The sequence below is a fragment of the Pseudomonadota bacterium genome, from assembly GCA_026388275.1.
In the GTDB taxonomy this organism is placed as follows: Bacteria; Desulfobacterota; Syntrophorhabdia; order Syntrophorhabdales; family Syntrophorhabdaceae; genus JAPLKB01.
Genome location: JAPLKB010000028.1, coordinates 1 through 18717 on the forward strand (window position 1 = coordinate 1; position 18717 = coordinate 18717).

General features: G+C 40.5%; 15 protein-coding genes. 7 read left to right on the forward strand and 8 right to left on the reverse strand.

From position 1 onward, the window contains the following. Positions 1-848: 848 nt before the first annotated feature. The gene (locus tag NT010_07505; GenBank protein MCX5805897.1) at positions 849-1028 is read right to left on the reverse strand and encodes a hypothetical protein; all 180 of its coding nucleotides are present in this window, start codon (positions 1026-1028) and stop codon (positions 849-851) included. A gap of 18 nt (positions 1029-1046) precedes the next feature. After that, positions 1047-2375, reverse strand: a complete 1329-nt coding sequence (locus NT010_07510) for a phenylacetate--CoA ligase family protein (protein ID MCX5805898.1) — start codon at positions 2373-2375, stop codon at positions 1047-1049. A 279-nt stretch (positions 2376-2654) separates the two neighbouring features. Between NT010_07510 and NT010_07515 the strand changes: the two genes are divergently transcribed. Together NT010_07515 and NT010_07520 are read left to right on the forward strand one after the other, a co-directional pair. After that, entirely contained in the window at positions 2655-3593 is a 939-nt protein-coding gene (locus NT010_07515; protein ID MCX5805899.1) for a LysR family transcriptional regulator, read from the forward strand. Positions 3594-3685: 92 nt separating this feature from the next. Continuing rightward, entirely contained in the window at positions 3686-4000 is a 315-nt protein-coding gene (locus NT010_07520; protein ID MCX5805900.1) for an HU family DNA-binding protein, read from the forward strand. A gap of 49 nt (positions 4001-4049) precedes the next feature. On the opposite strand, the gene hemC is transcribed toward NT010_07520, so the two are convergent. From hemC to NT010_07545, 5 genes are read right to left on the reverse strand one after another with little or no spacing between them, the layout of a single operon-like run. Continuing rightward, on the reverse strand, positions 4050-4937 hold the full coding sequence (gene hemC / locus NT010_07525) for a hydroxymethylbilane synthase (GenBank protein MCX5805901.1): 888 nt from the start codon (positions 4935-4937) through the stop codon (positions 4050-4052). Continuing rightward, positions 4900-6189, reverse strand: coding sequence for a glutamyl-tRNA reductase (gene hemA / locus NT010_07530; protein ID MCX5805902.1), 1290 nt, complete (start codon positions 6187-6189; stop codon positions 4900-4902). The genes hemC and hemA overlap by 38 nt, the downstream gene beginning before the upstream one ends. A 23-nt stretch (positions 6190-6212) precedes the next feature. Then, complete coding sequence (gene ccsB / locus NT010_07535; GenBank protein ID MCX5805903.1) at positions 6213-7028, reverse strand: c-type cytochrome biogenesis protein CcsB; 816 nt, start codon at positions 7026-7028, stop codon at positions 6213-6215. Next, positions 7025-7681, reverse strand: coding sequence for a bifunctional precorrin-2 dehydrogenase/sirohydrochlorin ferrochelatase (locus NT010_07540; GenBank protein MCX5805904.1), 657 nt, complete (start codon positions 7679-7681; stop codon positions 7025-7027). The genes ccsB and NT010_07540 overlap by 4 nt, the downstream gene beginning before the upstream one ends. Next, entirely contained in the window at positions 7650-7922 is a 273-nt protein-coding gene (locus NT010_07545) for an acylphosphatase (protein ID MCX5805905.1), read from the reverse strand. The genes NT010_07540 and NT010_07545 overlap by 32 nt, the downstream gene beginning before the upstream one ends. Positions 7923-8027: 105 nt before the next feature. On the opposite strand from NT010_07545, the gene NT010_07550 reads away from it, so the two are divergent. Continuing rightward, a complete protein-coding gene (locus tag NT010_07550) occupies positions 8028-12176 on the forward strand; it encodes an acyl-CoA dehydratase activase (GenBank protein MCX5805906.1) in 4149 nt (1382 codons plus the stop codon). Between the two features lie 16 nt (positions 12177-12192). Beyond that, on the forward strand, positions 12193-12981 hold the full coding sequence (locus NT010_07555; protein MCX5805907.1) for a PP2C family protein-serine/threonine phosphatase: 789 nt from the start codon (positions 12193-12195) through the stop codon (positions 12979-12981). A gap of 14 nt (positions 12982-12995) precedes the next feature. Here the strand turns inward: NT010_07555 and NT010_07560 are convergent, their stop codons facing one another. Further along, positions 12996-13910 (reverse strand): LysR family transcriptional regulator, encoded by a 915-nt coding sequence (locus tag NT010_07560; GenBank protein MCX5805908.1) that lies wholly within the window; start codon positions 13908-13910, stop codon positions 12996-12998. 306 nt (positions 13911-14216) lie between these two features. Here NT010_07560 and NT010_07565 point away from each other — a divergent pair, with 306 nt between their 5' ends. Genes NT010_07565 through NT010_07575 form a run of 3 tightly spaced genes read left to right on the forward strand, consistent with a single transcriptional unit; the run spans position 14217 to position 18703 of the window. Next, positions 14217-15965, forward strand: a complete 1749-nt coding sequence (locus tag NT010_07565; GenBank protein MCX5805909.1) for a pyruvate carboxylase subunit B — start codon at positions 14217-14219, stop codon at positions 15963-15965. Between the two features lies 1 nt (position 15966). Continuing rightward, entirely contained in the window at positions 15967-17439 is a 1473-nt protein-coding gene (locus NT010_07570) for an acetyl-CoA carboxylase biotin carboxylase subunit (GenBank protein ID MCX5805910.1), read from the forward strand. A gap of 28 nt (positions 17440-17467) precedes the next feature. Next, on the forward strand, positions 17468-18703 hold the full coding sequence (locus NT010_07575) for a Tm-1-like ATP-binding domain-containing protein (protein MCX5805911.1): 1236 nt from the start codon (positions 17468-17470) through the stop codon (positions 18701-18703). Positions 18704-18717: the final 14 nt, after the last annotated feature.

The following is an 18717-nucleotide window of genomic DNA, read 5'->3' on the forward strand; positions in this document are numbered from 1 at the left end:
AGGCACATTGCCAACTCACCGGCCCAGGGAATAAATGTCTCCGGCTTAAACCAGATTATAATTCCAAAGGCAAGAAACAATACAACAATTAACCCCAAAAATCCCAGTAAAGGCTGCTTAACTTCTCCTTTCTGATTCATATAGTGTACCCCCTTAAATTATTTTGAATCTCGGATTAAACATAAAACAGTCTTTCTAAAAATATTATCTGTTGAATAAACTTAATTTACGCTAGAAGATCACCTCCTTGTGTTGTAATCTTGATACAAAACATTACATTTGCTGCTATTACAACTACCGGCTGCACAATTGTTTCTGTACACCGATCAGTCCCGACTTTGGTGCTGTATTCTGAATTGTTGATGTATATATTGTACAACAACAGAATACATTTCGTTTTATTTAAGCCATTTAATTTAATACTTACCCCAAAAAGATTAGGATTGCAAATAAAAAAATTATTCCTAAAAACCATATTTTTGATTATTTCTTTCAAAAAATTCAGAAAGCCACTTTTATTTTTTATGTTATTTTTTTAACAAGCATGGTTGCTTATAAAAATATTATTAAAAACAATCTGTTACTAACATAGTCAGGATATAGTGGGAAAAAGATAATACAGTTTTATAGTTGTAACTGATGATAAAGCAAAGGCAGGATGTGTTGTAAATATTTTAATAAATTTCATAAAAAATACCTATCCTGCTGCACTTATCGGCTAAGTGAAGCAGGATAGGTATAAACAACATTCAAATATTTAAGCTGAACTCGAAATTCTCAATAGAAGTCTCAATGAAAAATATCGCAGAAGCAACTGTTCTGAGACTTTTACAAGTCCGGCAAATATTTTATACAAAATCCTTAAAGTCGGATATATTCAATTCCAACATCTTTGTGCTTGAAAGAAGGCGTACAATATTCTTCTCCACTGCCTGAATGCCTCCTCCAAGCGTATTTAATTCTTCTGCTGTTTTTCTTATCAGTTTAATCTTTTCATCCATTTCTTTAATTTTATATTTTTTTGCCATGGGTTATCCCTCCTTGTCTTAGTGTGGTCTCATGTCTTTGAATCTTTTTGCCTTCAACGCATACCTGGGTAGACTTTCATAAGGATGGATCTCAATTTTATAACCGAGGTTCGTCTTGACTCTAAGCTGGTCTTTCAGGCGATTCAGGATCTCTGCCTGATTTTTCTCCTGACCTGGCCGCAGCTCTATTTTGAGCATGATGTCGTCAATATCACCTTTCTTGGTGACAATTACTTCGTATTCATCACTCAATTCTTCAAAGCTTCTCACAACTTCTTCAATGGCTGTGGGGGCAAGGAGCACACCCTTTACCTTTGTAATGTCGTCGGCTCTTCCAACAACTCCACCGTCAATCATCCTGAAGGTACGGCCACATTCACAATCGTAGTCTGCCCAGCGAATAACGTCTTTAGAATCGAAACGGATACACGGTTTAGCCATTCTGTCAAAGGCGGTAATAACCATCTTCCCGTTTTTCATTGGTGTATCGATGATTTCACCGGTATCTACATCTTCTATCTCAACAAGAAACATAGCTTCATTTACATGAAGACCCTTCTGGGTAGTACACATGTAACTCCATGCGCCTATTTCGGTAGCGCCGATGTGGTCATATACCTTTGCTCCCCATGCATCTTCAATTCTCTTTTTTGTGGTAGGTATACTTGCACCCGGTTCGCCTGCGCATGTTATTCTCTTGATGCCTATGGTTCTCGGATCAATACCGATCTTCCTTGCTGTATCAGCCATGCCGAGGACGTAAGTCGGGGTAGCGCCAAAGGCAGTGCATTTCAGCTCCTGCATCTTCATAATCCTTGCCTCTGTGTCCAGAACACCACCAGGTACAACCTCGCAGCCCACTTTCTCTCCTGCGTAGTGAGCAGCCCAGAAAGCAACAAATATATTGTACCCGAATGGAATAAAAAATCTGTCCGTATCCCTGTAACCCTGAGCATAAAGGATGTAGGCCCAGCATTCTGCCCACCAATCCCAGTCCTGCCAAGTGTCTGCCTGATATACGGGTGTGCCGGTGGTGCCGCTTGTCTGCCTGAATTCAGTAACCTGACTGAGCGGGACTGCCAGCATATCACCGTATGGAAAGGGCGGTCTGTCCTGTACGTCCCTCAGCACTGCTTTGTCGGTTTTAGGGACCTTTTTAATATCTTCATAGGTTTTGATATCTCCTGGTTCCATGCCGGCTTCTTTGTAAAGTTTTTTGTAAAACGGTGAGTTGTTATAAGCCCATTCAAAAATTCTTTTAAACTTTTTTACCTGTAATGCCTGAAGCTTTTCCCGCGGCAAAGTTTCCGCAATGGGATTCCAATAAATGCTCTGATCCTTAGCCATTTAACCCTCCTCTAAAATAATATACTGTCATTCTATGTTATCAAAAAACCCCGTGCAATAGAGTGCATCAGAGTCATAACAGTTTAAGAGCTAATGAATCCTAAAAATTCTCTCCCATTTTTTAAGGAAATTAATTTTTTCAATTTAATGTGTTTTGGTATACTTCTTTTCATATTGACAGGTCAACATAATTATTTTTATAATTTGTTTAATAAAATTAATACAATTTACCCTGAATCAGGATGGGCATGTCAAACATCATAATAATTGCATGTTAATATGAATCTTAACCAACTCCGTGTTTTTTATAACGTTATGAAACTGGGCACCTATTCGAAAGCGGCTGAAGAGCTTTGTGTGACTGAACCGGCTGTTTTTATTCAGGTTCGTTCGCTTGAGCGTTATGTCGGGTTTACACTTATTAACCGGTTCGGAAAAGAACTAATGCTTACAGAGATTGGCCAACTCCTTTATGATTATGCTGAAAAGATATTTACCCTCGTTGATGATTTAACCGTAGAAGTCAAGGAACTCCGGGAACTCAAGAAGGGTTCATTACGTCTTGGTTCAACAAGAGCTATAGCACAATACCTCATGCCGATTATCATATCCTCATTTCAGGACAGTCACCCTCATATAGCCGTGCATCTTGTTGAAAGAGGTTCGCAGGAATTGGTCGATGATGTCATGCTACACTTGTTAGATCTGGCAATAGTAGCAAAAGTTCCTTATCCTGAACAAATGAATGTAATACCTTTCAGCAGGGAAGACATACTTCTTGTTGCTTCTCCACAAAATAAGCTTTTGAAGAAGAAAAAGGTTTCTCTCCAGGATCTTGTTGGAGAGCCTCTAATTTGGACTGATGCCAGATCAGCTATTAAGTTTTCTATTTGGAAAGAATTTGAGAAAAGAGGTCTTCAACCATCTGTATTTATTGAGGCTGGAAATATTGAGTTTATCAAACAACTGGTAAAAAAGAATAAAGGTTTTTCATTTCTGTCAAGCATAAGTGTAAGAGATGAAATAGAAAGAGGAGAGTTGTCTACAATTCCTCTTAAGGACGGTGCGTTCTCAATAGACATTGATGTTATTCACCTCAAGGGAAAAACTCTTTCCCCCATAGCTGCAACTTTTTTGAGTTTTCTTCAGGAACACAGGCATTCTAACAGATTGTGGAAACTTGCAGAAGAGATAACTCAAAGTGTCTCCTTGCCATAAATTATTCTTTATCTCACAGGATTTAAAATAAATAAAAAAAATATTGAAACTTCTATATAATAATGAGTATAAAGTACTTACAGGGTGGTTAAATCCAAAGCTACCATAAAAATCACAGAAAAAAAAGGAGGGGTAGTATGACAAAGGCAGAGATAATAGGTAAAATGGCAGCAAACGCAAAAGTAACAAAAACGGCAGCCGGTAAAGCATTAGATGCTTTTATCGACAGCATTAAGGCATCTTTGAAAAAAGAAGAAAGGGTTACGCTTGTAGGTTTTGGCACATTCTCGGTTTCTAAGAGGCAGGCAAGAAAGGGGAGAAACCCTAGGACAGGTAAAGAAATAAAAATACCTGCCAGAAAAGTACCAAAATTCACGGCAGGCAAGGCATTCAAGGAAGCAGTTTGAACTATTAAATGACCATTTTATAATAAATGCCTCCCTTTTTGGGAGGCATTTATATTTCAGGCATTATATTTAAGACTTCAGCAACCAGTTTGTCGGGTTGATCGACAAAGCCTTCAAATTTATCTTTTATCAAAATCTCTCCATTGTCTTTGCATAATACAACATACAAATCTATTTTTTTGTTATTAATTCTTGCGTTAATGCCTAAAGGTGTCTGACATCCTCCTCCTATGGCTGACAGAAGTTTTCTCTCTATGGCAATCTCCAGAAAACTGTTCTCATGGTTTATGGGTTTTAACATATTCAATGCTTCACTCTCATTTCTTATTTCAATTCCTATTGCGCCCTGGCCGGCCGGCGGCACCATTATTTCAAAGGGGAGTATCTCCTTTATGTATTGTTCAAAACCCATTCTTTTTATCCCTGCATACGCAAGTATGATGCCGTCTAAACCTTGTTCCGTCATTTTCCTTATCCTTGTATCAATATTTCCCCTGAGATTCACAACATCAATATTCCGGTTGAAGTTAAGAATCTGTGATTTTCTTCTGATGCTGCTTGTACCTATTTTTGCTTTATTTCCAATGCTTTTTATATTCTTATGTTTCAGAGAGATGAATGCATCCCTGGGATCTTCTCTTTTGAGAATTGCGCCGACAGTTAATGTTTTACCAAGCTCGGTCGGAAGATCTTTCATACTATGAACGGCAATATCTATCTCTTTTCTTAATAAAGCTTCTTCGATTTCTTTAACGAAGATGCCTTTGCCGCCGATAAGGTTCAACGGGGCATCCCAGTTAGTGTCGCCGGTTGTTTTAATAATTTTGACAGGAAAATTAAAATCCGGATATATATGCTTCAGAACTTCTATTGTTAATTCTGTTTGCTTTAACGCAAGTTTACTCCCTCTCGTGCCCACTATCCATTTTGTTTTCATCCTCTACCTCAAAACTGAATATTTTCTTAATTATATCAATGACAACCGGGTCTTCATTCTTTTTTATCATTGAAATATGTGGATGAATTAACTTGTTAACGATATTTTTAGTTAAAATATCGATAAGTTTCAAGGTCTCTTCGTCAGCATTTTTCAACTTCTGTGTAATTTTTCTCAGTTCTTTTTCTCTTGTTTCATCAACTATTCCAATAATGTGTGTTATAAGAGGGTTCACATCGAGCCTGTTAAGCCATGCTGTAAAATTTGATTTTTCCTCGTCAATAATAGCCATAGCTTTCTCTGATTCTTTAACCCTGTCTGAAATATGCTTTTGTGAAAGCTCTTTAAGGTCATCAATATCATAGAGATATACATTTTCAAAATCATTTACTTCCGGGTCCACATCCCTTGGCAAGGCGATATCTATAAAAAACAGGGGTTTGTTTTTCCTTTTTTTCATTACTGTATGGACTAGTGTTTTGTCAATTATCGGTTTCTCCGAACCTGTAGACGAAAGTACCATGTCGACTTTTGTCAACAATTCCGGTATTTCCTGAAAAAGACAAGGGGTGCCGATAATTTCTTCTGAAAGATTTTGTGCATGCTGAAATGTTCTGTTTGCAATAAAGATTTCATTAAGCCCTTCTTTTCTAAAATATTTTAATGCAATTTCACACATCTCGCCGACGCCGATTACGAGGATCTTTTTTTTATGCAATTCACCAAAAATATTTTTTGACAGTTCTATCGCCATGGAACTGATTGATATTGGGTTATATCCTATCCTGGTCTCAGTCCTTATCCTTTTTGCAACATTAAATGTTTTATGAAAGGTTTTATCGAGAAAAAAACCTGTGGCGTTCTGAAGGGTGGCTGTTCTGTATGCATCCTTGATCTGGCCAAGTATCTGCGGTTCCCCTATAACCATTGAATCAAGCCCTGAGGCTACGAGAAACAGATGCCTGTAGGCATCTTCGTCCTCGAAACAATAGGTGTAATTGCTTATCCAGTCCTGTTTTATACTAAAATCAATGAAAAGTGTATCGTGAATTATATTGAGGGATTCTTCCTGATCATTCGTACAAAAATATATTTCGGTTCTGTTGCAGGTAGAGACGATAACTGCTTCATGAATACCTGCTGTTTTTATTCTTGATAAAGTGTCGGGTATGCTCTCCTCGGGAATATATAGTTTCTCTCTTATATCAATAGGGGCGGTATTGTGATTGAGTCCGAACACTACAATGTGCATTTCAAAAAGCCTTCTGGAGGGATCTAAATGAACGAATGCTGTCCTCCTAAAAAGAAACTAACGCCAAAAAAAGTTATAAGTATTGAAAAAAAACCTATAATCATCATATATGCGGTTTTTCTGCCCCTCCAGCCAATGGTAAGTCTGTTGTGAATGAGAATGGCATATACAATCCATGTAATAAGAGACCATGTTTCTTTAGGATCCCAGTTCCAGTATGAACCCCAGATTGTGCTTGCCCATATGGAGCCGGTTATAATGCCTATAGTAAGAAAAGTAAAGCCGTAAGAAATACATCGGTAGTTAATTAAATCGAGTGTTTCAAGGGAAGGGAATCTCGTAGTCATGGGTGAAAACCTTTTCTTTTTGATATTTTTTTCAACAATCAAGTAGACTACTGAAACGAAAAAGCTGATTAAAAAAACCGCACTGCCGATAAATGAAAAAATAGTATGAACAGGCAGCCAGTAGCTGTTAAGTGCAGGTGGCAGAGGCTTGATCTCTGTGGGAAAAGCGAAAGCAAAAATAAAAATTATCGTCAAAACAGGCAGAAAAATACTACCGAGCATTTCCATTTTATACATTTTTTTGATATACAGAAAAAAACAGGCGATGCATAGAGAAAAAAAGGAGAGAGCTTCATATGCATTTGTTATTGGTGTATAGCCTGCCTTCAAGTACCTGACAAGTGTTGCGAAAAAATGGATCGACAAACCTATTATAAAAAAATAATGTCCCAGCCTCTCAATTATCTTTTTGCTGACAGTTAAGTAAAAAAGACATGATATTGTTGAGATCACATAGAAAGAAAGGGCAATATAAGATAGGTATATATTCATCTGCTTTCTTTCAGGAATCTTGTTTTTATCTCGTTCATATTCATTTTTATCAGTTCTTTCATGTCTGATTTATTTATTTCTGCCATTATCTCCGCCCTCTTTTTTTTATCTCTTACTATTTCAATTAAAAGTTTTCTGAATTTCCCGATAATACGAGCATATTTTATATAATCTTCTGTAATATATCCGCTTATCTCTTTTTTCAGCTTTTTTGACAGCGAAGGCAGAACTCCGGAAGTAGAAACGGCAATAACAATAGGGCCTTTTCTTACAATAGATGGGACAATAAAATCACAAAGAACCGGATCGTCAACAACATTAACCGGGATACCTCTTACTGCAGCTTCTTTCTTGATTCTTTCATTAATTTCTTTTTTGTTTGTGGCTGCGAATACCAATGATGCCCTGTCTAAATCACCGTCTTTATATTCACGTTCAATAACCTCAATTTTACCAGATTCTGATAGCTTTGATAAGGTCGCAGTAATTTTTGGACTGATTACTTTTACATCAGCATTAAATTTAAGAAGCATTACAACCTTTCTTTCGGCTATCTTTCCGCCTCCTGTAACAATACAGGATTTGCCTGAAATGTCCAGAAAAAGAGGATAATGCAACTGTTTAGTATAAAATCTGGAACTTTTTGAATTCATTTTTGAATTCTTCATGTCTAATATCTAAGTTTTCAACATAAGCGCCTCTTGGGCCTTTGCTGCACCATGCAATAAATTCGTCGACGGGCTCATCATCTCCTTCGCAAACAATTTCAACCCTGCCATCATTTAAATTTCTTACCCATCCTTTTAATCCGAGCTTCTCGGCTTGTATCATTGTGTTGTGTCTGAAATATACACCCTGTACTATACCCCTGACATATATATGGTTTCTTTTCATAGTCGATATTTGTATTGATTTAAAGCCTTTTATATTATAATTAAAACATAAGAGCCTTACAAAATCAAAATCTTTGTATAATGTATAATATAGGGGGATACAGAGGTGCACCGGATTGGTATTGATATCGGTTCTGTCAGTGTAAACCTTACCATAATCGATGAGTCGGGCAATATAGAGATAGACAGGTATATACGTCATCTTGGCAGACCTATTGAAGCGGCAAAGGAAGCTGTCGAAGAACTGACTAAAACCCATGATATAGAATTTATTGCAACAACAGGTACAGGAGCAAAACATTTTGCTTCCATCATCGGTGCAACATTTGTAAATGAAATAGTGGCCCTTGCAACCGGATTTAGTCATATGTATCCACATATCGGCAGTTTAATCGATATAGGCGGTGAGGATTCCAAGCTCATCGTATTTGAGAAGTCAGGTAAAAACAAAAGGTTGCGGGTAAAAGACTTCTCTATGAACGCCTTATGTGCTGCAGGAACAGGTTCTTTTTTAGACCAGCAGGCTTCCAGACTCTGTTTTACGATAGAAGAGTTCAGTGAAATAGCCCTGAAAGCAACCAATGTGCCAAGGATTGCCGGAAGATGTACGGTATTTGCCAAATCCGATATGATACATCTTCAGCAAATTGCAACCCCGGATTATGAGATAGTCGCAGGTCTCTGCTATGCCCTTGCGAGGAACTTTAAAAGTAATATTACCAAAGGAAAAGAAATAAAGAATCCTGTTGCCTTTATCGGTGGTGTTGCTGCCAATGCAGGTATGAAAAAGGCCATGAGGGATGTATTTGTTTTAAAAGATAGTGAACTGATAGTTCCCGAACACTTTACATCAATGGGCGCAATTGGTGCAATCTATACAGTACTTGATGACCCGGTTTTAAAACAAACCTTTGTTGGTTTGGATGGATTGGAAGAGTACCTGTCGCAGGAAAGATTTCATGAATCACATGAATCGTTAAAGATTTCAGAAGAAAATCTCAATATATCTTATGAATTGAAAAATGTCAGCGAAAAAACCAGGGCATACCTCGGTCTTGATGTGGGATCAATAAGTACAAACCTTGTGGTTATTAGCGAGAATAAGGATATTCTTGCCAAAAGGTATCTTATGACTGAAGGTAGACCTCTTGATGCGGTAAAAAGAGGTCTTGCAGAAATTGGAGAAGAAATAGGGGAAAAAATTGAAATAATAGGCGCCGGAACCACAGGCTCGGGAAGATATTTGACAGGCGATTTTATCGGTGCCGACATAGTTAGAAATGAAATAACTGCACAGGCTGAAGCCGCGATAAATATAGACAGCAAAGTAGATACTATTTTTGAAATCGGGGGGCAGGATTCAAAATACATAAGCATAGATAATGGTGTTATCGTGGATTTTGAAATGAATAAAGCCTGTGCTGCGGGAACAGGCTCTTTTCTGGAAGAACAGGCTGAAAAACTCGGAATTTCAATAAAAGAGGAATTTGGCGACCTTGCCCTTGCATCCAAAGCGCCTGTAAAGATGGGGGAGCGATGTACGGTTTTTATCGAATCTGACATTCTGCACCATCAGCAGAGAGGTGCAAGGATTGATGATCTTGTAAGCGGCCTTTCCTATTCAATCGTTACAAATTATCTTAATAAGGTTGTAGGCGACAGGAAGATAGGGGAGAGAATATTTTTTCAAGGCGGAACCGCTTTTAACAAAGGTGTTATCGCTGCATTTGAAAAAGTCTTGAAAAAACCTGTAAAAGTGCCGTCCCACCACGATATTACCGGTGCCATCGGTGTTGCGATTCTTGCAATGAAAGAGAGGAATTGGACAAAAAGTGATTTTAGGGGATTTGACTTAAGCAAAAGACAGTACACAATAGATACATTTGAGTGTAAAGGCTGTGAAAATTTATGCGAGATCAGGAAAGTAGCTGTAGAGGATGAAGTGCCGTTATACTATGGAAGCAGGTGTGAAAAATATGATGTGAAAAGAAATATCGGAAAAAAACATGTAACAGATCTTTTTAAGGTAAGGGACGATTTGCTGCATGAAACCTATGATAAAAAGGTTGACGGTGAACTGATAGGGATACCTAAAATATTAAACATTTGCGACTTTTTGCCTTTCTGGAAGGCATTTCTTACAGAACTCGGATTTTCCATTATACTTTCCGATGTTACAAATCAAAAAATAATCAAAGAAGGGGTTGAAAATATCATTGTGGAGTCATGCTTTCCTATAAAACTCGCGCATGGTCATATACTCAATCTCATCAATAAAGGCGTCAAAAGGATTTTTATTCCGAGCGTCATTAATCTTAAAAACATTTCCAACCATACGACAAATACATTTTCCTGCCCCTATGCCCAGTCGATACCCTACACTGTCAAAGCCTCCATTGACTTTGATGCTGTTGGAGTAAAACTGGATTCACCGGTTGTGTATTTCGGCGGCAGCAAAAAAAATACCTTAAAAACACTGAAAGCCTTCGGGAGAAGGATTCACAAAACAGGCAAAGAAGTGGAAAAAGCCTTTGATATTGCAATGGAAACACAAAACGCATTCTACGGTAAATGCATTGATGAAGGCGCAAAGTTGTTATCTGCTACGGCAAAGCATGAAAAGGTAATGGTGGTAATCGGAAGGCCATATAACAGCGTGGACCCGGGGGCAAACCTGAATATCCATAAAAAATTGATAGACCTTGGTGTAACGCCTGTGCCGCTGGATATGCTGCCCATCATGGATGGCGCAGAAGAAGATGAAGACCTGAAAGATATGTACTGGGGTTATGGGCAAAAGATATTACGGGCTGCAAAGATTGTTAAAGAACACGATAATTTTTATGGGATATATATTACAAACTTTGGCTGCGGGCCCGATTCTTTTATTATGCATTTCTTTAAAAAGATCATGAAAGGTAAGCCCTTCCTGCAACTGGAAATTGATGAACATAGTGCCGATGCAGGGATTATTACAAGGCTCGAAGCATTTCTGGACAGCATCAGGAATGCAAAGCATGAACCGAATACAGTGAAGAAAAGGATTCCAAAATTTGATGTGAACGGTAAGAAGAGAAAGGTATATATACCTTATATGAGTGACCATTCTATTACATTATCAAGTGCTTTCCGTGCTTGTGGTGTTGAAACGGATGTTATGGACGAATCCGGTGAAGAAGCAGTGCGTCTCGGGAGAAAGATTACCTCCGGCAAGGAATGTTATCCCTGCATACTAACTACGGGTGATATGCTGAAGACTGTAAGTAAACCAAATTTTGATCCTGAAAAAAGCGCATTTTTTATGCCTACAGGCGGCGGACCATGCAGATTCGGACAGTATCACAGATTCCACAGAATGGTTCTTGATGAAATGGGCTTTGAAGAAGTGCCCATATATGCACCTAATCAGGATCATAGGCTTTACGATGAGCTTGATATGCTTGGAAGCAGATTCAAGCGGTTGGGTTGGAGATCAATATTAGCAACAGACCTTATCATAAAAATGCTTCACGAGATAAGGCCATTTGAGGAAATAAAGGGAGACACGGATAAGGTTTATGAAGACGCCCTTCTTCGGATTTCAAAATCGATAGAAGAGGGCAGTAAAAACATTTGCGGTGTACTTGAAAATGCTATGGATAATTTCTTGAACATTAAGAGGATAAAGATAGAAAAACCGCTTATCGGCATTGTCGGTGAAATATATATAAGGTCTAACAGGTTCAGCAATAATGATCTTGTGAGGAAGGTAGAGGAATTTGGCGGAGTGGCATGGCTTGCGTCTATTGCAGAATGGATAACCTATGTAAACTATATCAACAGGAAGAAAAGCCTGAAAAATGGCGGTATTTCCAACATGATGAATTTTCTCATTACCGGATACATGCAGGGCAAAGACGAACACCGGATTGAAAAGATGTTTGCTAAAGAACTGAGATATGGAAAAGAGCCGAAGATTGACGACATAATTAAAAAGGCAAGTCCTTATGTCCATGTTAGTTTTGAAGGTGAGGCAATATTAAGTGTCGGAAAGGCTGTTGATTTTATTCATAGGGGTGTATCAGGGATTATTAATGCAATGCCCTTTACCTGCATGCCTGGAACAGTGTCGAGTGCCATTATGAAATTAATCCAAAAGAAGTATCATATCCCCATAATTAATATAGCCTATGATGGTCAGGGTGCTACAAATATCACGACAAGGCTTGAAGCCTTTATGTACCAGGTTAAGGAACATTTCCAGAATCATGGATAATCGGAAAATATAAGAAATGATAAATATCCCATACGGTTTTATTGAAGATATTGGCTGGCGTGGAAGCATGGAAGACGCACATGCAATCTACCAGATACCGGAAAAAATGTTTTTCAGCGCAGAAATTTACGATGGCCACGGCGGAAAAAAGGCGGCTCGCATTGCTGCCGGAATGCTTACTCCCTGTTTTTTAGATTTATGGGCAATTGAAGCTGAGAAACCCTTAAAAGAACGCAGGGGAGAATCTGAAATTTTGAGGCAGGCATATATTGAGGTTGATGATCATATTGTTGATATTGACGTTGAAAGTGGAACAACAGCAGCAACATTTTATATTATAGACAAGAAGTATATTGTATCAAATGTCGGCGATACGCGGATAATTGCCGGGAGTAAGGCGGGTGTTGATTTATTGACAATAGATCATAAACCTTCTCTTCCCGAAGAAAGGTTAAGAATTGAAGAATTGGGCGGATTTATCTTTGGTTACGGTACGCCGAGGGTACAGGGCATCCTTGCGGTAAGCCGTGCATTGGGTGATGCGAGGCTGAAGCCTTTTGTAAGCACTGAGCCGAGGATTGTTGAGGGCTATCTGGGAAGAGAAAACGATTTTGTAATACTCGCATGTGATGGTGTCTGGGATGTACTTACCCCGAAGGATGTGATTGAAATAGCAAGGTCTTCTAAAAATACGCAGGAAGGAGCCATTCTGATAAAAGAAAAGGCGTTGGACCTTGGAAGCACAGATAACATTTCTGTGATCGTTCTTGACTTAAGGGCTTATCTGAAGACTTGCATTAAATAAGTTAACGATAAGCATCAACCTTTAGATAACACGTAATGGAAATGATCTTTTATTATATTAAAAAAAGCTTCTATAACTGGAGATGAGGCAGCTTCCTTGTTTGTCAGAACATCAATTCCAAGCCAAATCTCACCATCCTCGATTGGGATGATTGTAAGGGTGCCGTTGGCGAGTTCTTCTCTTATATTTGGTTGAAACATCAGTGCTATGCCTTTTTTCTGTTTCGCCAGTGTTTTTGCGAACTCAATGTTGTCAACTTCAGCGCCGATTTGAAGTTTCAAGCCTCTTGAAGTAAAGTTATTAAATATTAATTCATACGCTACAGATCCTTCAGGCTGAATAATGAGAGGATGACAGGCCAGTTCTTTCCATTTTAGCGGTGGTTCAATAGACAACCGGTACTCAGGACTTGCCACGAAAACCAACTGTTCTACCTTGGGAGGAATATGAAAAACATTAAGTCTTTCGTTAAGATTGGATAATGGTCCCACAATACATATATCATGTCTGAAGTCAAGCAACTCCTCTGCGAGTATCCGCGAAGGCCCTTCCCTTACTGTTACCTGAACAGACGGATAGAGTTCCTTGAATTTATCTATCATTCCCATTAGATACAACATCATCGTCCCTGCTATTCCTATATACAGGTTATTCGATCTGTAACTTTTCAAAAAATTTTCTACCAATATTGCGTGGTCGAGAAACTCTTCAGCATAAACAAATAGCCTCTCCCCTGCTTTTGTGAGATAAACGCGCTTTTTCTTTATATTGATAAGTTTTACGCCGAATTGAATCTCCAATGTTCTTATCTGTTGGGTTACCGCAGGTTGTGTGACAAAAAGCTTTTCAGCGGCGTCGCTAAAGCTTTTTTCTTTAGCCACATAGTAAAAGGAAATTATATGCTGAAGATTGACTTGTGGCGGTCTCATTACTGATTCTAAATTATTGTAAATAATGAGTCAATCTAATTCTATGTTTATTGATTTAATGCCAGGATAACCTTTATAACTTATGAATTTGTTAGAAAGCATGTATTGATCATATACATTAATTTGGATGAAAATATAACAGAAGATCAGGCAATAGAAATTTTAGCGGTATTTCGGTGCCTGATGATTAAGGCTTATAAGAAACTGGACGCAGTTTCTTATAAGAACAACCCTTAGAGCGAAGCGATCAGAGACAAAAGTTGATAAGGAAAGAGGCATAAAACAGAGAAGGAGGACTACAATAACATGAATAAAATAGAATTTGTAGATCAGACCATACGGGATGCTCAACAGAGCCTGTGGGGCTATACCATGAGAACAGAGCATATGACTCCAATTGCGGAGATAATGGATAAGGTTGGATATAAAGCCATTACAGTGGTAGGTAGTCAGGCATTTACAATACAGGTGCGAAACCTCAATGAAGATCCCTGGGAGAGAATGCGGATACTTTCCAAGTTGATAACCAGAACACCTCTCCGCGGGTCTTACCAGACAGGAAGCCTCTCTTCTTTTGATTTGAGTACACCCCGTGATATTATCACCCTCTGGATCAAGCGATCAATTGCCAACGGAGTAAAAAGTTTCTGGATATGCGATTACCAGGAGAATATGGAAAGATTCCGGTACTTTGCACAATTAGCCAAGGCTGAGGGCGCTGAGCTTGTACCATCTCTCATGTATACCTCCAGTCCGGTCCATACCAGCGAACACTGGGCTGAAAAAACCAGGATGATCGCAGAAGTGAAAGATTGTGTTGATCGGATCATGATTGAAGATGCATCAGGAGTTATAACGCCTGAAGATACGCGGAAACTCGTGTCCACTGTTCTTAAGAATTGCGATGGTCTGCCCATTGAATTTCACTCTCACTGCAATGTTGGACTTGCTCCACAGTGTTACATTGAAGCTATTAAGCTTGGCGTCACAACAGTGCATACAGCTGTTGCACCTCTCGCTAACGGTACTTCTTTGCCGGCCACAGAGAGTATTTTAAAAAATGCCAAGCGTTTGGGATTTACATCAGACCTGGATGAGGATGCCCTTGCAAAGGTTTCAGAACATTTTAGAAAAATTGCTGAAAAGGAGGGAATGCCCATTGGAGTGCCGATGGAATACGATCTCTTTCATTTTGAGCATCAGGTGCCCGGCGGTATGATGTCTAATCTTACGAGACAGCTCAGAGAGGTAGGCATGGAAAATCGTCTGCCTGAAATCCTGGAGGAAGTTGTCCTGGTTCGCAAGGATTTTGGATATCCTGTAATGGCAACACCCTATTCACAGATTGTAGGGGCACAGGCTATTGAGAATGTAATCCTTGGCGAGAGATATAAACAATTAACCGATGAGGCAACCAAGTATATTCTCGGGTACTATGGAGAGCCGGTTGTACCTGTTGACCAGAACGTCAAGGACAAAGTAATGAATTTGCCCAGAACCAAAGAATTTCTTAATTGGGCGCCCGAAGGGTACCTTAAAACCGTTGAGGAAATCCGTAAAGAGGTTGGCGCTGATCTTTCTGATGACGACCTTTTACTAAAGCTCCTTATTCCAGGACAACCGGTGAGAAACGGTAAACCTGAGAAAAAAATAGTCAAAACAATGGCGAAACCAGCGGCATCGGGCACGGTGCCTGTAGATTTTCCCCGGGAATTCAGCGTGGATGTAGATGGGGAAGTATTTAACGTCAAAATTTCACCTCTTTGGGATGGAAGCGAAAACGTAACAGCAGCCCAGCAACAGGATGATTCTAAAACATCAAGAAAACCGGTTAAGCTGCCCGCAGGTGCTGTTCTCTCCGGAATGGCAGGACTGGTCCTTTCATTTGAAGTAAAAGTGGGCGATCAGGTAAAAGCAGGCGATCTTGTGGCAATAGTTGAAGCAATGAAAATGAGAAGGCACGTCAACTGTCCGCACGGCGGAGTGGTAAAAGAAATTTGTGCTCAAGAAGGCGAAATTATTGAACCTGAAGACCTTCTAATGGTGGTGGTGTAACATGTTTAAGAAAATTCTCATAGCCAATCGTGGTGAAATAGCCATTCGTATAATGCGTGCCTGCCGGGAGATGGGTATTCAGTCCGTTGGGGTCTATTCCGAGGCTGATAAGGACGCATTATTTGCGAAGTATGCTGATGAGGCCTATTTCATCGGTCCTGCTCCGGCAACAATGAGTTATCTCAAGATGGAAAAACTGATTGAAGTGGCGAAGGAGAGCGGAGCGGATGGGATCCATCCGGGTTACGGTTTCCTTGCCGAGAACCCGAAATTTGCCAGGATGTGTGAAGATGAGGGCATAAAGTTCATCGGACCGTCGAGCAGAGTTCTTGCTCTTTTGGGCGACAAGGTAGCGGCGCGCCGGGAGATGATAAGAGCAGGGGTGCCAGTGGTGCCGGGGACTGATGAATGTGTTACACAATTCAAGCAGGCAAGGGACATAGCCAAGGAGACCGGATATCCGATTATCATCAAACCCTCCGGTGGTGGAGGGGGAATAGGGATGACGATCGTGTGGAGCGAAGGGGAACTGGAAAAAGCCCTGGAGTCGACGCAGGCCATTGCCGCGACTACCTTTGGCATAGCCGATGTTTACATTGAGAAATACATGACCAATCCTCGCCATATAGAGTTTCAGCTACTGGGAGACTCCCACGGAAACGCCATCCACCTTGGAGAGCGTGAATGTTCCATACAACGAAGACATCAGAAGTTAATTGAAGAATCCCCTTCCCCCGCCGTATCCGCAAAACTCCGTAAAGAGATTGGAGAGAAGGCTGCAAACGCCGCAAGGATGGTTGGTTATGAAGGCGCAGGGACCATGGAGTTCCTTTACTCTGATAGAAAATTGTATTTCATGGAAGTAAATGCTCGTGTGCAGGTGGAGCACCCGGTGACGGAGATGGTAACGGGTGTGGATATAGTGAAAGAGGGGATACGAATTGCCTCGGGATTGCCCTTAAGTCTCACGCAGAAGGACGTGAAACTGCGGGGTAGTGCTATTGAATGCCGTATCAATGCGGAAGATCCCTTTGAAGACTTTGTCCCAACACCGGGGAAGATCAAAAGCTATAATGCTCCGGGAGGTCCGGGTGTTCGCGTTGACAGCGGTGTGCACAGCGGGTATACGATACCTCCCTTCTATGATCCCATGATCGCGAAGCTCATTGTCTGGGGAGGAGACCGGTCTGAGACAATAAGCAGAATGCGGCGGGCGCTCTACGAATACATTATTACCGGGATGAAGAACAATATCCCCTTCCACCTGGCGGTCATGGAAAACCCGCGCTTTGTAAAAGGTAAACTTGGAACCCATTTTATCGAAAGCGAGACCACCCTGCTGGATGATATGAAGAGTATTATGGAGAGGGAGAAACTATTAGAGGAAAAACTTCCTAAACTCTTTGAAGATAAAAGAAGAATCGCTGCTATTACTGCTGTGGCTGCTGTAACACAGATGTACGGGCAGAGATAAAGAGAGCAATAGAGGGGGTGTGACTGGCATGGGAAAAACAATCGTTATTCTGGGAACTTTTGATACCAAGGGGGACCACTTACAGCTACTAAAAGAGAAAATAGCCTCAAGAGGGCACAGAGTTATTATGATGGACCTTAGCTTGGGAGGTAATTCTCCAATAAAGGTAGACATCACCCCGCAGGAGATAGCCGGTCTCATGGGAAAGAATACGGAAGAGTTCATGGCTTCGCGGGACAGGCATATGAAATCAGAGGTTATGGTAAAGGGGGCGCAGGAGAAGATATTAGAGCTCCTTTCCAGGCAGGAGGTAGATGGTGCAGTGGCCCTTGGTGGGGCATCGATGGCGCTTATGGGATCGCGGGTAATGTCCAGACTTCCCTTCGGGATACCGAAAGTTATTGCAACGTCGGCAGCTATGCCTGCTTATTCGGCAGAGTGGTTTAACTCCATGGACATCCTTGTCATGCAGATAATAATGGAATTTACAGGAATGAATAAACTTTTGACCCATGCCATCGGACAGGTTGCAGGAGTGATTTCGGGCATGGCAGAGGAAAGTCTTCCACATACGTCTTTGGCATTGCCATATCCGTCTGTTGCAATAACGGAGATCGGTTTCTGTCCCAAGTGTGCCCGGCATGTCGAGATGCTGCTGGAGATGAAGGGCTACAATGTTTGCACGTTTCACGCCCAGGGGATAAGCGAGAGGGCGATGGACCGACTCATCTCTCATGGTTTCTTCGATGGTATCATAGACATTGTTCCGGCAGGTCTGATCGAAGAAATTTATCAGGGGAACAGGCCGGCCGGTATGGAGAGGCTCGATGCAGCCTGCGAGAGGGGTATTCCTATGATCATTGCTCCATGTACGGTAAACCTCACAGGATGTGGCGTAACCCGTAATAACAGGGAAAAATATATATCAAGACCCCGCGTAATGAAAATGGATGAAATGAGAGCCATGACCCGCTATAACGCTGATGAATTACAGTATGCCGCAGGTTTCTACAGAGAAAAATTGAATAAGGCAAAAGGGCCGGTGAAGTTTTTTGTTCCTTTAAAAGGCTGGTCTGCCATAGATCGTGAGGGTTCCGTACTCTATGATCCTGAGGGAGACCTGGTTTTTATCGATGCATTAAAGGATGGCCTGAAGCCAGAGGTAGAGATTGTCGATGTTTTATGCAATCTCGAAGACCCCGAGTTTGCAGAAGCAATGGTCGAAGCCTTTGACAGAATTTTTAAGGAATCGCAACATGCATGAAAGTTTTTAAGGAG

Coding starts and splice junctions, on each gene's coding strand:
- NT010_07505 (MCX5805897.1), bottom strand. CDS start 1,028: ATGGCAAAAAAATATAAAATTAAAGAAATGGATGAAAAGATTAAACTG.
- NT010_07510 (MCX5805898.1), bottom strand. CDS start 2,375: ATGGCTAAGGATCAGAGCATTTATTGGAATCCCATTGCGGAAACTTTG.
- NT010_07515 (MCX5805899.1), top strand. CDS start 2,655: ATGAATCTTAACCAACTCCGTGTTTTTTATAACGTTATGAAACTGGGC.
- hemC (MCX5805901.1), bottom strand. CDS start 4,937: ATGAAAACAAAATGGATAGTGGGCACGAGAGGGAGTAAACTTGCGTTA.
- hemA (MCX5805902.1), bottom strand. CDS start 6,189: ATGCACATTGTAGTGTTCGGACTCAATCACAATACCGCCCCTATTGAT.
- ccsB (MCX5805903.1), bottom strand. CDS start 7,028: ATGAATATATACCTATCTTATATTGCCCTTTCTTTCTATGTGATCTCA.
- NT010_07540 (MCX5805904.1), bottom strand. CDS start 7,681: ATGAATTCAAAAAGTTCCAGATTTTATACTAAACAGTTGCATTATCCT.
- NT010_07545 (MCX5805905.1), bottom strand. CDS start 7,922: ATGAAAAGAAACCATATATATGTCAGGGGTATAGTACAGGGTGTATAT.
- NT010_07555 (MCX5805907.1), top strand. CDS start 12,193: ATGATAAATATCCCATACGGTTTTATTGAAGATATTGGCTGGCGTGGA.
- NT010_07560 (MCX5805908.1), bottom strand. CDS start 13,910: ATGAGACCGCCACAAGTCAATCTTCAGCATATAATTTCCTTTTACTAT.
- NT010_07565 (MCX5805909.1), top strand. CDS start 14,217: ATGAATAAAATAGAATTTGTAGATCAGACCATACGGGATGCTCAACAG.
- NT010_07570 (MCX5805910.1), top strand. CDS start 15,967: ATGTTTAAGAAAATTCTCATAGCCAATCGTGGTGAAATAGCCATTCGT.
- NT010_07575 (MCX5805911.1), top strand. CDS start 17,468: ATGGGAAAAACAATCGTTATTCTGGGAACTTTTGATACCAAGGGGGAC.